Source organism: Streptomyces griseus subsp. griseus (assembly GCF_003610995.1).
Classification (GTDB): Bacteria; Actinomycetota; Actinomycetes; order Streptomycetales; family Streptomycetaceae; genus Streptomyces.
On record NZ_CP032543.1, the window covers coordinates 1,755,130 to 1,768,479 of the forward strand.

General features: G+C 72.4%; 11 protein-coding genes and 1 pseudogene. 7 read left to right on the forward strand and 5 right to left on the reverse strand.

The features are described from left to right. The first annotated feature begins 320 nt into the window (after positions 1-320). Positions 321-986 (forward strand): winged helix-turn-helix domain-containing protein, encoded by a 666-nt coding sequence (locus tag D6270_RS08130; RefSeq protein WP_109166038.1) that lies wholly within the window; start codon positions 321-323, stop codon positions 984-986. Between the two features lie 124 nt (positions 987-1,110). On the opposite strand, the pseudogene D6270_RS08135 reads toward D6270_RS08130, so the two are convergent. Next, positions 1,111-1,465: pseudogene (locus D6270_RS08135) on the reverse strand (MMPL family transporter); the annotation flags it as partial. Between the two features lie 170 nt (positions 1,466-1,635). Here D6270_RS08135 and D6270_RS08140 point away from each other — a divergent pair. The 3 genes from D6270_RS08140 to D6270_RS08155 all read left to right on the forward strand — a co-directional run bounded on the left by D6270_RS08140 (position 1,636) and on the right by D6270_RS08155 (position 5,762). Then, complete coding sequence (locus D6270_RS08140) at positions 1,636-2,907, forward strand: sensor histidine kinase (RefSeq protein WP_109166037.1); 1,272 nt, start codon at positions 1,636-1,638, stop codon at positions 2,905-2,907. Continuing rightward, the gene (locus D6270_RS08145) at positions 2,892-3,539 is read left to right on the forward strand and encodes a LuxR C-terminal-related transcriptional regulator (protein WP_109166036.1); all 648 of its coding nucleotides are present in this window, start codon (positions 2,892-2,894) and stop codon (positions 3,537-3,539) included. The genes D6270_RS08140 and D6270_RS08145 overlap by 16 nt, the downstream gene beginning before the upstream one ends. Positions 3,540-4,178: 639 nt before the next feature. Further along, positions 4,179-5,762 (forward strand): DUF1996 domain-containing protein, encoded by a 1,584-nt coding sequence (locus D6270_RS08155; protein WP_109166035.1) that lies wholly within the window; start codon positions 4,179-4,181, stop codon positions 5,760-5,762. Between the two features lie 80 nt (positions 5,763-5,842). Here the strand turns inward: D6270_RS08155 and D6270_RS08160 are convergent, their stop codons facing one another. Together D6270_RS08160 and D6270_RS08165 are read right to left on the reverse strand one after the other, a co-directional pair. Then, entirely contained in the window at positions 5,843-6,340 is a 498-nt protein-coding gene (locus D6270_RS08160; RefSeq protein ID WP_109166034.1) for a hypothetical protein, read from the reverse strand. A 27-nt stretch (positions 6,341-6,367) separates the two neighbouring features. Continuing rightward, positions 6,368-7,135, reverse strand: a complete 768-nt coding sequence (locus D6270_RS08165; protein WP_109166033.1) for a class I SAM-dependent methyltransferase — start codon at positions 7,133-7,135, stop codon at positions 6,368-6,370. A gap of 245 nt (positions 7,136-7,380) precedes the next feature. On the opposite strand from D6270_RS08165, the gene D6270_RS08170 reads away from it, so the two are divergent. The 3 genes from D6270_RS08170 to D6270_RS08180 are packed head-to-tail and all read left to right on the forward strand — an operon-like array spanning position 7,381 to position 10,157. Then, positions 7,381-8,286 (forward strand): metal-dependent hydrolase, encoded by a 906-nt coding sequence (locus D6270_RS08170; protein WP_109166032.1) that lies wholly within the window; start codon positions 7,381-7,383, stop codon positions 8,284-8,286. A gap of 3 nt (positions 8,287-8,289) precedes the next feature. Continuing rightward, positions 8,290-9,375 carry a PDR/VanB family oxidoreductase gene (locus D6270_RS08175; protein ID WP_109166031.1) on the forward strand — a complete coding sequence of 362 codons (1,086 nt, stop codon included), beginning with the start codon at positions 8,290-8,292 and terminating at the stop codon, positions 9,373-9,375. A gap of 35 nt (positions 9,376-9,410) precedes the next feature. Further along, on the forward strand, positions 9,411-10,157 hold the full coding sequence (locus D6270_RS08180) for a TetR/AcrR family transcriptional regulator (protein WP_109166030.1): 747 nt from the start codon (positions 9,411-9,413) through the stop codon (positions 10,155-10,157). A 13-nt stretch (positions 10,158-10,170) separates the two neighbouring features. On the opposite strand, the gene D6270_RS08185 is transcribed toward D6270_RS08180, so the two are convergent. Further along, a complete protein-coding gene (locus D6270_RS08185; protein ID WP_109166029.1) occupies positions 10,171-10,875 on the reverse strand; it encodes a DUF2470 domain-containing protein in 705 nt (234 codons plus the stop codon). Positions 10,876-10,985: 110 nt separating this feature from the next. Further along, on the reverse strand, positions 10,986-13,187 hold the full coding sequence (locus D6270_RS08190; RefSeq protein ID WP_109166028.1) for an ATP-binding protein: 2,202 nt from the start codon (positions 13,185-13,187) through the stop codon (positions 10,986-10,988). Between the last annotated feature and the right edge of the window lie 163 nt (positions 13,188-13,350).

Below are 13,350 nucleotides of genomic sequence, written 5' to 3' on the forward strand. Positions count from 1 at the left end.
CCGGAGGAAGAAAAAGTGAGCAAGAGAAAGCGCAGCGTGAGGAAGGTAACGCCAAGAGTCCGTATCGACGGGTGAGAGGAGTCTGATGCATTACCGCAATGTCTGCTTCAATGGAGCCATGGCCAGCTTCCAGTACATCGCGTCGGGTCGCAGCGACCTCGAGCCGTTCTGGCCTTCCCGTCAACACCATGATTTCGACCGGGTGTGTTGCCGCGCGTGGAACGCGCAGGCCCTCTAAAGCCGCTCACCCCGGCCTTCGGTCCGCGCGCACGACGTAAGTCCGTCCTCGACGACTCCTCGCGCGAAAGAGCTGACCCTCCATGGCGAACACTCGTACTCTCTCCGCCGCTTCCGCTGCCACCGCAGCCTCCCCGGCGCCCGCTGCGGCCAACCCCACCGCCCGTTCCCTCTCCCCCAACCGGCACCGCCTGCGCGCCGTCGACCGTGACGAGGTCGCCCGGCTCTCCGACGTCGCCGACTTCCTGCCGCCGGGCGCGACCTGGCTGCCCGCCCCCCAGCACACGCTTCCCGCCCTGCCGGGCCAGCCGCCGATGATCGGTTACCTGGTGCTCGTCCCGGCCGACCAGCAGCCCGCGCTCGCCGGTGCGGTCGCCGCCTCCCAGCACGCCCGGCAGCCCGACCGGCAGGGCCGCGCGCCCTTCGGCCGGCAGCCGGGGCCGGAGCCGGTCGAGGAGGCACCGTCGCCCGGCCCGGTCCGGATCGACTCGACGCGGCGTACGGCCTCCGTCGACGGGGCCACCCTCGACCTCACGTACCTGGAGTTCGAACTGCTGGCCCACTTGGTGGCGCACCCGCACCGGGTGCACACCCGCGACCAGCTGGTGACGACGGTGTGGGGGTACGGGCACGTGGGCGACGGGCGCACCGTCGACGTCCATGTCGCCCGGCTGCGCCGCAAGCTCGGTGCGGAGCACCGGCGTTCGATCCAGACGGTCCGCCGGGTGGGGTACAAGTACACGCCCTGACCGGCCTGATCGCCCCACACGTCCGGCGGCCCCGGACCACGGTTCCGCACCGTGGTCCGGGGCCGCCCCCCGTGTCTCACACCTTCGGACGTACGGGGGTGGCGTCCAGCAGCACCGCCACGGCGAGACCGACGGCGAAGCCCATCAGGAACATCACCGAGTACGTCGTCTGGAACAGGTGCAGCTGGTGGCTGGCGACGGAGAGCAGGCCGAAGGCGGCCAGGCACGCGGTGAGGGCGAGGCCGACCGGGAGCAGCGCGGCGACGAGCAGGATGGCGAGGGTGAGCGGTACGGCGGTGAACTCGGCCCGCCGGAAGTCGTCGGCCAGCATGGTCGCCCAGCCACCTGTCCGCACTGGCCCCGCCGCGCTGGTGGACTTCGACGTCCCGGTGGTCCTTCGCCACGGCCGCCACGGCGTCCAGCACCGGCTGGACCCGCTCGGGAGCGGTCCGCGCGTCGCCCCGCATCGCGAAGGTGATCCCCCCAGCCGTCGGAACCCCGTTCACGAGGGGCCGGCCCCAGGGCCGGGGGTGGGGCCAGCTACACCCCCGGGTGGGTGGCGTACCGGCTGCCGCCGCAGGGCGGGCGGGGGTGAGACTTGCAGCAAAGCGGGGGCCGGCTCGGGCCCCGTGAGGGGAGAGGGAGCACCATGAACGCACTCGCGACACGAGTACGGCCGCCGATGCTGGCGGCGGGACGAGGGCTCGTCCTGTCGGTCTACGGGCTGGCGGTCTCCATTCTCCTGTTCGTCCTCGCGGTGCTCTCGATCGCCTTCATCCTGCTGGGCATCGGGGTGTTCACCACCCCGCTGGTGCTGGAGGGGGTGCGCCGCCACGCCAACCAGCGGCGGGCGTGGGCGGCCGACTGGTCCGGCGTACGGATCCCGGTCCCGTACCGGCCGTTCCCGCCGGACCTGCGCCGGGGGGTCACCGGGCAGGTGGAGCGGACCACACTGCTCTTGAAGGACCCGGCGACCTGGCGGGACCTCCAGTGGCTGCTGGTCGACATGACGGTCGGTCCGGTCGTGGCCATACTCGCCGCCTCGCTGATGGTCTACCCGGTCGAGGGGCTGATCCTGGCGGCGGGGCTGTGGCGCGCGTTCCAGGACGCCGGCCCTTACTGGTACGGGTTCGTGCCCGTGGACAGCCAGGCGACGGCGCTGGCCGCGCTGGCGGTCGGGGCCGTGATCTTCGCGGTGGGTCTGAAGACCGCGGCGCCGTTGCTGCGGCTGCACTTCGTGATCGCCCGCCCGCTGCTGGCGCCCACGCCCGAGCAGGCGCTGGCGCAGCGGGTGGACCGGCTCACCGAGACCCGGCACGAGGCGGTGGACACCGCCGCCTCCGAGCTGCGGCGCATCGAGAGGGACCTGCACGACGGGGCGCAGGCGCGGCTGGTCGCGATGGGGATGAACCTGGGCACGATCGAGGCGCTCATCGAGAAGGACCCGGCGCAGGCGAAGAAGATGCTGGCGGTGGCCCGGGAGTCGTCGGCGGAGGCGCTGACCGAGCTGCGCGACCTGGTCCGGGGCATCCATCCGCCGGTCCTCGCCGAGCGTGGGCTGGGCGACGCGGTCAAGGCGCTGGCCTTGCGGCTGCCGGTCACCACGGAGGTGACGGTGGAGCTGCCGGGGCGGGCGGAGGCGGCGGTGGAGTCGGCGGCGTACTTCGCGGTGAGCGAGGTGCTGACCAATGCGGTGAAGCACGCCGGGGGCGACCGGATCTGGGTGGACCTGCACCACGGCGAGGGGATGCTCCGGATCTCCGTGACGGACAACGGCGGGGGCGGTGCGCGGATCGGATCGGGCTCCGGGCTGAGCGGAGTCGAACGGCGACTCGGTACATTCGACGGCGTCCTGGCCGTCAGCAGCCCCGCGGGCGGTCCCACCATGGTCACCATGGAGCTGCCTTGCGTGTTGTCCTAGCCGAAGACCTCTTCCTGCTGCGCGACGGGCTGGTGCGCATGCTGGAGGCGTACGGGTTCGAGATCGCCGCGGCGGTGGAGACCGGTCCCGAACTGAGCAAGGCCCTGGCCGAGTTGGAGCCGGACGTCGCGGTCGTCGACGTCCGGCTCCCGCCCTCCCACACGGACGAGGGCCTGCAGTGCGCCCTCGCCGCCCGGCGGGCACGGCCGGGACTGCCGGTGCTGGTGCTCTCGCAGCACGTGGAGCAGCTGTACGCCCGGGAGCTGCTGGCCGACGGGAACGGGGGCATCGGATATCTCCTCAAGGACCGGGTCTTCGACGCCGACCAGTTCATCGACGCCGTACGACGGGTGGCGGCGGGCGGCACGGCGATGGACCCGCAGGTGATCTCGCAGCTCCTGTCACGCCGTTCGCAGGACAAGCCGATGGGCGGCCTCACCCCGCGCGAGCGGGAGGTGATGGAGCTGGTGGCCCAGGGCCGGTCCAACACGGCGATCGCCGCCCAACTGGTGATCACGGAACGGGCGATCGCCAAGCACACGTCGAACATCTTCGGCAAGCTCGGTCTGCCGCCTTCGGACGACGACAATCGACGTGTGCTGGCGGTGCTGGCCTATCTGGACCAGGGGTGAGGCGGGGCACGGTTCGGCCCATCCGGAGCACGGCTGATCCGGGGGGGGCGACGCAGCTGGCCCAGGGGCGCAGTCGGCGCGGGGCACGGCTGATCCGGGGGGGGGCGACCGGCCCAGGGGTGCGGCCGACCGGGGTCGCAGCCGGCCCCAAGGCACGATTGATCCGGGGGCGACGCGACCGGCCGAGGGATGCAGCCGCCCCCGAGCCACAGCCGATCCGGGGGCGACGTGGCGCGAGAGGCGGGTCCGGTCGTGCGCCTGGTTCGGGTCCGTCGGTCAGCCCGTGGACCAGCCGGCCGCGTCGAGGCGGAACGCGTACGCCGGGGCCATGGTGCGCAGGTCCGCCTCAAGGGCGCTCAGCCGTTCCTCACCCAGGGCCCGGGCCCACTCGGCCCTACGGCTACACCGAACAGAACGCCCTGGGAGTGGTCCTGGGCATCGGCGCGTACACCCTGTCCACCCCCGCCAACCGGCTCACCGGAGCGCCGGTGGACGCCCCATTGGCCTCCTTCGCCTGAGAGTTGGGGATTCTGGCCGCTTTCCCGCTGGAGCTTCGTACGAATCGGCCGGGAGGCTGAACAGGGCGCCGGGTGCGCGCGTATGGGACGTCACGCTTCTCCCTCGAAGCAGAGGAGTCCCATGCGACGCACAGCACGTACACCCCGTACGTCCCGCAAGAAACGCTCCAGCCTGGCCAACCGGGCCATAGCTGCCTCCGCCGCCCTGATCCTGGGCGGGGGCGGGCTGGTGGCGGTCAATGTCTACGCCTCCGCGGGGGAAGGGCCGTCCGGTTCGGCGCCCAACGCCCGGACCCAGAACGCGGGTCGCCAGATGTCCACCATCGACTGTCCCGATGCCGGTAACGAACTGCCCGACGTGCCCGAGCGGGCACGCCCCGAGGTCGACCGCGAACTCGCCGCGATGGATACCCAGATCACCGATGCCTACCGCCAGTTCGCCGACCGGAAGGAGCAGATATCCCGGGATCCCGGGCTCGCGGAGAACGCCGTGCTCGGCCCGTTGCGGAACAAGCGGACGGCGAGCCTCGACCGCATCGGCATCGCGATCGGGCGCGCCGGAGAGCGGCCCCAAGGGATCGAAGGTCTCGCCGCGTGCAGCCTGCGCGCCGACGACAGCGGCAGCGGCAACCCTGGCGACGGCGGTAACGGCAGCAACGGCGACGGTGGCCAGGACAACGGCCAGGGGCAGGACCAGGGCCAGAATCAAGGCCAGGGCGATGACCAAGGCCAAAGTGGCAGCCAGGGCCAGGGTGACAGCCAAGGCAACGGCCAGGACCCGGGCAACGGCGGTCAAGGCCCAGGTCAGGGGCAGGGCGGGAACGGGCCCGAGCCGTCCGACTTTGTCGACATCCAGTCCGTCCAGCCCAACGTCCAGCGCCCCCGCCAGCGCCGCGGCGCCTCCCGGGGCACCTTCACCACCGACTGCGGCCGCAACGAGAACGGGAAGTTCAACCCGGACAACGTCATCGTCGCGCCCGGCGTGAGCAACGGCGCGCACCATATGCACGATTACATCGGCAACCAGGCCAACGACGCCTTCGCCGGGGACGACGATCTGGCGAACGGCGCCACCACCTGCCGCAACCAGGGCGACCGGTCGACCTACTACTGGCCCGTACTGCGTCTGCAGAACGGGCAGAACGCGCCCGACGTGAACGAGGACGGCGGCGGCAAGGACCAGAACGTCGGCGAGATCCGGACGCCGTCCCAGGTGACCCTGAAGTTCGTCGGCTCCCCCGTCAGCCGGGTCACGGCCATGCCGCGCTTCCTGCGGATCATCACCGGGGACGCGAAGGCGTTCACCAACGGCGACGCCAACGCCAACGCCTCCTGGAGCTGCACCGGCTTCGAGAACCGCCAGCTGAAGGACAAGTACCCGATCTGTCCCGAGGGCAGTCAGGTGGTGCGTACGTTCGCCTTCCAGAACTGCTGGGACGGGCAGAACACCGACAGCGCCAACCACCGCACCCATGTGGCGTTCGCGCAGCCCGACGGACGTTGCCCGAGCGGGTTCCGGGCGGTACCGCAGCTCGTCCAGCGGATCGTGTACGACGTACCGCCGGGGCCCGGCTTCGCCGTCGACTCCTTCCCCGAGCAGTTGCACAAGCCGATCACCGACCACGGCGACTTCATCAACGTCTTCGACAAGCAGCTGATGAAGAAGATGGTGCGGTGCATCAACGACGGGCGCAGGTGCCGCTGATACGACACCTGTGCCACCGAGGGTGCCGGTGCCGGTGATTCGGCACCGGCACCGGCCCCCGTCCCCCTCGACCTGCGCGGTCAGCTCCCGTGGTGACCGGAGTGCTCTCCCTCGCTCCCCCCACCACCGCTCTCCCCCGAGTGGTGCGGCGAGGCGGTCTCCACCGTCCCCCCGAGCCGGCCGCGCAGCGCCGCGACCACCTTCGCGTCACCGACGGCGACCCAGCGCCGGCCGACGAGGTACGAACCGCCGTAGTCCTTCGCCTCGTTGATCCACTCGCGCTGACCGCGGTCGGTCGCGAAGGTGGTCAGCACATAACGCCCGGTGGATGTCTTGCAGTTGGCCTGCCGGAGCTCCTGGGCGTCGGTCTGTACGTTGGGTTCGCAGCCGGCCTTCTCGGCCAGCTGCTCCAGGGTTCCCGTCGCGGTCGGCGGCGCCGAGGGACGGTCGTTCCCGGCGCCGTCGGCCGCGTTCTGTCTGCCGTCCGCGCTGCACCCGCTCAGGAGCAGCAGTGCCGCCAGGAGGGTGCCCGCGGCCCGGGGGCCGGCTCCGACTCGCCATTCCGGTTCTGTCGCCATCGGCCCATCCTGCACCCAGATCCGGGCTCAGGTACGGGTGACGGCCAGGCTCGTCACATAGGCCTCCCGGACCGTCCCGCCGGGGAAGGCGGCGGCCAGCAGGGCGCGTTCCCGCTCCAGTACGGACGTGGCCACCTCCCGTTCCGCGACCAGGAAGACCGAGTGGCTGGCCAGGTTGGCGAGGTGGACGTCGAGGGACACCTCGCGGCTCCACTCCACCTGCCGGGTGCGGAAGTCCACCCCGGCGGGGAGCTCGGCCCGGAGCCGGGTGTCGGGGTCGTACGCCGCCACGTGTTGGTCCTCCTGCCCCTCACCGAAGGCGTCCAGCACCCGCCGCCTCTGATCACCGATCCACTCCACCCGCGGGTCGGAGTCGTTCCACCACAGGGCGAGCGCCCCGCCCGGCCGCAGCACCCGGCGCGCCTCGGGTACGGAGCGGGCGGGATCGGTCCAGTGCCAGGACTGGGCATACGTGATCAGGTCCAGCGACCCGGTCCGCAGCGGGAGTTGATTGCCGTCACCCCGCACCACGGGCACGTGCGGCAGGCCCCGGCGGAGCTGCTCCGCCATCCCGTCACCCGGCTCCACCGCCGTAACCCTGGCGCCCCGGCCGTCCAGCAGGGCGGTGGCGATCCCGGTCCCGGCCCCCACGTCCGCGACCCGCGCTCCGGCCAGGGAGCGGCCGGACAGCTCCTCGACCGCGTCCAGCAGGGCGGGCGGGTAGGAGGGCCGGTGGGCGGCGTAGGAGGCGGCCACCGCGTCGAACGAGCGGGCACGGGCTGAGTTCGTCGTCATCCCTCCATGATGTTCCCTCGGCTGGAGAGTGGCTGCCGCCCGGCCTCTCCGGGGGTGGCCCGACGGGCCGGATCCATGAGTGAGTTGGCCAGTCACGTGACCGTCATGGAAGCGGGGATGCCGGTGGCGGGCGGGAACGGCTGGGCGCGGTGTTCGTCCCGGTGGAGACGGGACCACCCCGACGGCCGAGGATGAATCCGTGCAGGCCTCTGGTCCCCCCGCGTACCCATCAGTACATTGACACCATGTCTAACACGCAGCCAGCGGCGGTCGCGTCCGAGCGGACGCCCCTCAAGGCCCGCAAGGTCTCCTTCGGCTGGGAGAAGACCCCCTTGCACTGGGTGCCGGGCGACCCCTTCACCACGCACACCATCAATGTGCTCCACCTGCTGCTGCCGGCCGGGGAGCGGTGGTTCATCCATGTGTACCGGCAGGTTCTCCCGTACATCCATGACGAGCAGCTCCGCGAGGACGTCATCGGGTTCATCGGGCAGGAGGCCGTGCACTCGCAGGCCCATGACGATGTACTGCCGCATCTGCGGGAGTTGGGGCTGGACCCGACCCCGTACACCGCGCAGGTCGACTGGTTCTTCGAGAAGCTGCTCGGGGACCGGACACTGCCGCCGGGGCGGCCGTCGCAGTGGTGGCTGATGGAGCGGGTGGCCATGATCGCGGCGATCGAGCACTACACCGCCTTCCTCGGCGACTGGATCCTGAACGCGGAGGCGCTGGACCGCAAGGGCGCCGATCCGACCATGCTGGATCTGCTGCGCTGGCACGGGGCGGAGGAGGTGGAGCACCGGTCGGTGGCGTTCGAGGTGTTCATGCACGTCGACGGCGGCTACCGCAGGCGGGTGCGGACCTGGGCGGCGGCCTTCTCGGCGCTGGTCTTCCTCTGGCAGCGCGGGACCCGGTTCTTCATGGAGAACGATCCGAGCCTGCTGGACGGGAAGGCCTCGTTCAAGGCGTTCCACACCAGCGGCAAGGAGGGGACGCTGCCCAGCACGGGGGCGATCCTGCGGTCCATACCCAGCTACCTCAGCCGCTCGTACCACCCCTCCCAGGAGGGCAGCACGGCCCAGGCCGTCGACTACCTCGCCCACTCGCCCGCGGCGCTCGCCGCCGAGGCCCGTACGACGGGAACGTCCTGACCCATGGCCCTGCCCCGTCTGCGTACCGTCGCCCTCGTCGCCGGTACCGCCCTGCTCACCCGGCGGGCGCTCCGCCGCCGGATCGCCCGGTCCCCGCTGTGGCCGATGCCCGCCCTGGCGGAGCCGGTCTCCGGCCATTCGCAGCGGCGGGCGACCAGCATCCGGCGGCTGCTCATCACCGAGCGTGCTTCCGTCGCCGACGGAGTCGTACGACTACGGCTGGAGGGGGCCGCGTTGCCGCGCTGGCAGCCCGGCGCCCACCTCGACCTCGTGCTGCCCTCCGGGCTCGTGCGGCAGTATTCGCTCTGCGGTGATCCGGACGACCCCGGTACGTACACCGTCGCGACCCGGCTGGTGGAGGACGGGCGGGGCGGGTCGCGGGAGGTGCACGAGCAGCTCCAGGAGGGCGCGGAGATCGAGGTGCGCGGGCCGCGCAACCGGTTCCCGCTGGTGGAGGCGGAGGCGTACGTCTTCGTCGCGGGCGGGATCGGGATCACCCCGGTCCTGCCGATGCTGCGCTCGCTGGCCGCGCGCGGTGCCGACTGGCGTCTGCTGTACGGGGGTCGCTCCCGGGGATCGATGCCTTTCCTGGACGAGGTCGAGAAGCTCGGCGCCGAGGGCGGACGGGTGACCGTGGTCGCGCAGGACGAGGCCGGGCATCCGGACGCCGCCGCCGTACTGGCGGACATCGCGCCCGGCACGGCCGTCTACTGCTGTGGACCCGAGCCCCTGATGGACGCCGTCACCGCCGCCCTCCCCGAGGGGTGCACCCTGCATCTGGAGCGGTTCTCCGCGGCGACGGCCGACGCGGTGGGTGCGGTGGACTCCTCCGCCTTCGAGGTGGAGCTGCACCGCAGCGGGCGGACCGTGCGGGTCGCCGCCGGGCAGTCGGTGCTGGCCGCCGTCCGCGAGGAGCTGCCCCATGTCTCGTACTCCTGCGAGCAGGGTTTCTGCGGGACCTGCCAACAGCGCGTCCTGGAAGGTGAGATCGACCACCGGGACGAGCTGCTGACCGATGACGAGCGCGGCGATTCGATGCTGATCTGCGTCTCGCGCTGCCGGGGCGCGCGGCTCGTCCTGGACCTGTAGACGCCACGCGTCCGCGCCCCGGTTAGGCTGTCCGGATGACGACCGGGGTACGGCGCAGGATGGGCGTCGACGAGCGCAGGCAGCAACTGATCGGCGTCGCGCTGGACTTGTTCAGCCGGCGCTCCCCCGAGGATGTGTCGATCGACGAGATCGCCGCCGCCGCGGGCATCTCACGGCCACTGGTCTACCACTACTTCCCGGGGAAGCAGAGCCTGTACGAGGCGGCGCTGCGGCGTGCGGCGGACGAGCTGGCCACCCGTTTCCTGGAGCCGCCCGAAGGGCCTCTGGGTGCACGGCTGCTCCGGGTGATGGGGCGGTTCTTCGACTTCGTCGACGAGCACGGGCCGGGCTTCTCGGCGCTGATGCGCGGCGGTCCGGCCGTCGGTTCGTCCACCGCCAACGCCATGATCGACGGGGTGCGGCAGGCCGCGTACGAGCAGATCATCACGCATCTGGGGGTGGAAGACCCGCCCGCCCGGCTGGAGTTGGTGGTCCGCTCCTGGGTCTCGCTGGCCGAGTCGACCGCGCTGATCTGGCTGGACGGCCGGCGCATCCCGCGTGAGGAGCTGGAGACCCAGCTCGTGCACGACTTCGCCGCACTGGCGGCCGTCAGCGCCGCGTACGACCAGGAGATGGCGGGCATCGTGCTGCGGGTGCTCTCCCAGGAGCCCGCGGAAGGGCCGTTCGGGGAGCTGCTGAGCCGGCTCTCCGCCCTCGCCCCCGCCGTACCGGCAGTCCCGGCAGTCCCGGCACAGCGGTTGCCCCGCGACGAAAGCCCCTGAGCCGACACCACCCCTACGCCGGAAGGCCGTTGTGGTGGGAGACGCGGCGGGCGGCGGCCAGGAGGGCGTGGATCTGCGGGCCCGCCTGGTCGATGTCGGTCACCGGCTTCGGGAACGGCAGCCGGACGTCCCGGTGGCTGCGCGGGTACTCCAGGCGCAGCGTCACCCCGTAGCGGTCCATCGCCAGCGGCACCGCCCGCACCATCCCCCGGTCCGGGTGCGGGCGGACCAGGCGCAGCAGCAGCGGCACGAGCTCGCTGTGGTCGTCGACCAGGTGCGTCAGCATGCCCGCCTCGCACGCGGCGACCGGGTCGGTCTCCGTCCGTTCCAGCTCCTCCAGCGTGACGAACGTACGCCCCTCGGCGTCCTCCAGGACCGCCTGGCCGAACTCCATGCAGGTGGAGGCCTCGGTGTCCGTGCTGTACGGCGCCGCCAGCAGACCGGTGACCGTGACCCGGGCACGGAGTCGGTCGCGTACGGGAGTGGGGGCGATGTCCGTGAACTCCAGGCGCGCCGGGACCCGCTGTCCGGCCGCGGCGTGGCCGCCCTCGGCGGGGGCGTGCAGGTGGATGTGGCCCATCGCCCCCGTGCCGTCCAGGCGGCGGACTTCGGTCTGCACCCCCTCGCTCACCACCGTCATCGAGTGGGCGACGACGAGGATCGACCGGACGCGCTCGGCGCGGGTCGGCTGCGTGGCACGGGCGCTGAAAGGACGCATCCGAGTTCTCCAGAGGCGGTCAGGAAACCCAAGCGGTTACTTAGGCATGCCTAACCTAACTCACGATGTACGGGTCGGGGTAGTCCGCCGTCAGGATCCGTCCTTCCGCGTCACTCCCCCGGATCGCGCTCCCATGGCTCCTGGAGCTGAAGCCCGCTCCGCAGCGCCGCCGCCAGGCCGGCCTCCGCGTTGTCCGCCTGGCCGCGCTCGAAGGCGCGCTGGTAGGCCTCGTCGCCCACCGCCGCCCGGGCCTGGAGCTCGCAGGTCTCGCGGACCGGGCCCAGCTCCGGCGTACCGCGCTGGGGGTGGCCGACCATCCGCCAGTACGCGTGCCCGGTGCCGTACACCCTGGCGGCCTGGGCCCCCGCGCCCTGGGCTGCGATCGCGGCGGCCAGGATGTCCAGGCCCAGCGCGATGCCGAAGCTGTCGCGGAGCCGGTGCTTGCCCACGAGCATCGCCCGGGCGTGCGCGGCGGAGGCCTCCGGGCGGCCCTGGAGCAGGGCGATCAGGGCGAGCTGGTAGTCCGCGTAAGAGCGGGTCCAGTGCTCACCGCCCCGCTCGCAGGACCGGCGCAGCGCGGCGGCGGCCCGCCCGGACTCGGTGAGCCGGCCCAGTGCGGTGAGCGCGAAGACGGTGATGAGGCGGCAGCGCAGCCGGTGGGCGGACTCGGCGGGGGCGTCACCATCCGACTCCGCGGAGGCGGTGCCCCCACCGGAATCGGAGGCCGTGGCCCGCTGCTCCGCGGACCCCCCGTCGGGGGGAGCCGTCTCCGTCATCCGCAGCACCCGTTCGGCCGCCTCCAGCGCGGCCGCGGGTTCGCCGTTCATCAGCTGGGTGAGGCCGGAGAGATAGGTGGCGCCGAGCATGCCCTCGTCGTCCCGGTCGTGGAGCGCGATGGCCGTGCAGAGCGCCCCGTACTTCTCGGCGGTCGCGAAGTCTCCCTGGAGCAGGGCCGCCACCCCGAGCACCCACTGCAACCGGGTCCGGTGCGGACCCTCCACCGGGCCGGATTCCAGGGCCCGTTGGGCGTAGCCGCGGGCCTCCGACAGATGGCCGCAGCAGGCCCAGAAGAAGCCGACCCGGCCCGCCATCTCCTGGGCCCCCGCCACATCGTGGGCCAGCAGGTGGTCCAGGGCGGCGCACAGGTCCAGGTGGGCGTCGGCGACCCTGTGGTACCAGGAGACCTGGTCGGGGCCGGTCCAGCCGTCATGGGCGCGGCGGGCGAGGCCGAGGAAGCAGGCGGCGTGGCGGTCGGCGGCGGCCCGCTCCTCGCCCAGCTCGACGAGCCACATGCGGCCGTACTCGCGCAGGGTGTCCAGCATCCGGTAGCGGGTGCCGTCCGGCTGGACGACCGACTGGGCGACGAGCCCTTGCAGCGCCCGGTCCACCTCGTCCGCAGTGAGCGGCCCCCCGGTGCACACCTCCCGGGCCATCTCCTCGTCGAAGTCCGTACGCAGCAGGGTGAGCCGGGCCCACAGCAGCCGCTCCAGCGGGGTGCACAGCTCGTGGCTCCAGCCGATCGTCGTGCGCAGGGTGCGGTGGCGGCGGGGCCAGAGGGAGTCGTCGGCGAGCAGGTCGAGGCGGGAGGCGGTGAGGTCCTCGGCGTCGACCGGGGAGTCGAAGCGGGTCCCGATGCGGGTGGCGAGCTGGGCCACGGTGTGGCGGCCGATACCCGCCGCGGCCAGTTCGATGGCGAGCGGGATGCCTTCGAGGCGGCGGCAGATGTCGGCGGCGGCCGCCCGGTCGCCCGGCGCCCCCAGCCCCGCGTGCGGGTCGCCGGCGCGCAGCCGGTCCTCGAAGAGCTGGAGCGCGTCGGGAGCGCCGTCGACGGGGAGCGGCTGGATGCGTACGACGTGCTCGCCCCGGGTGGCGAGCGGCTGCCTGCTGGTGACCAGGACGGTCAGGCCGGGCGAGGTGGTGAGCAGCTCGGCCAGCAGATGGGAGCAGGGGGCGCGGAGGTGTTCGGCGGAGTCCAGGACCAGCAGGAGGCGCTTGTCACTGAGCCATTCGCAGAGCGCCTCGACGGGCATCCGCAGGGTGTGGTCGGCGAGTCCGACCGCGTCGGAGACCGTGGGGAGCAGGAGCGCGTCGTCGTAGAGCGGGGAGAGGTCCGCCCACCAGGCGCCGTCGGGGTAGCGGCCGGCGGCCGCGCGGGCCGCCCGGACGGCGAGCCGGGTCTTGCCGACGCCGCCGGGACCGATCAGGGTGGTCATCCGCCGCGTGGTCAACGCGAATTCCAGACGGGCCAGTTCGGCCCGCCTCCCGACGAAGCTGCTCGTCTCCTCGGGAAGGAATCCCACCTTGGTCATCATCACCGTCCGGCACGCTGGGGCAGAGGGCGCCGGTGAGCCGACCGCCCCGGGCGGAACTCCTGCCGCACGAACCGGGCCGGTCCCGCCCCCAGGTAGCGGGGGCGGGACCGGCCGGGTGGACCAGGACGGCCTGCGCGGCTCCTTCGCCGACGTCTGTCGTCAC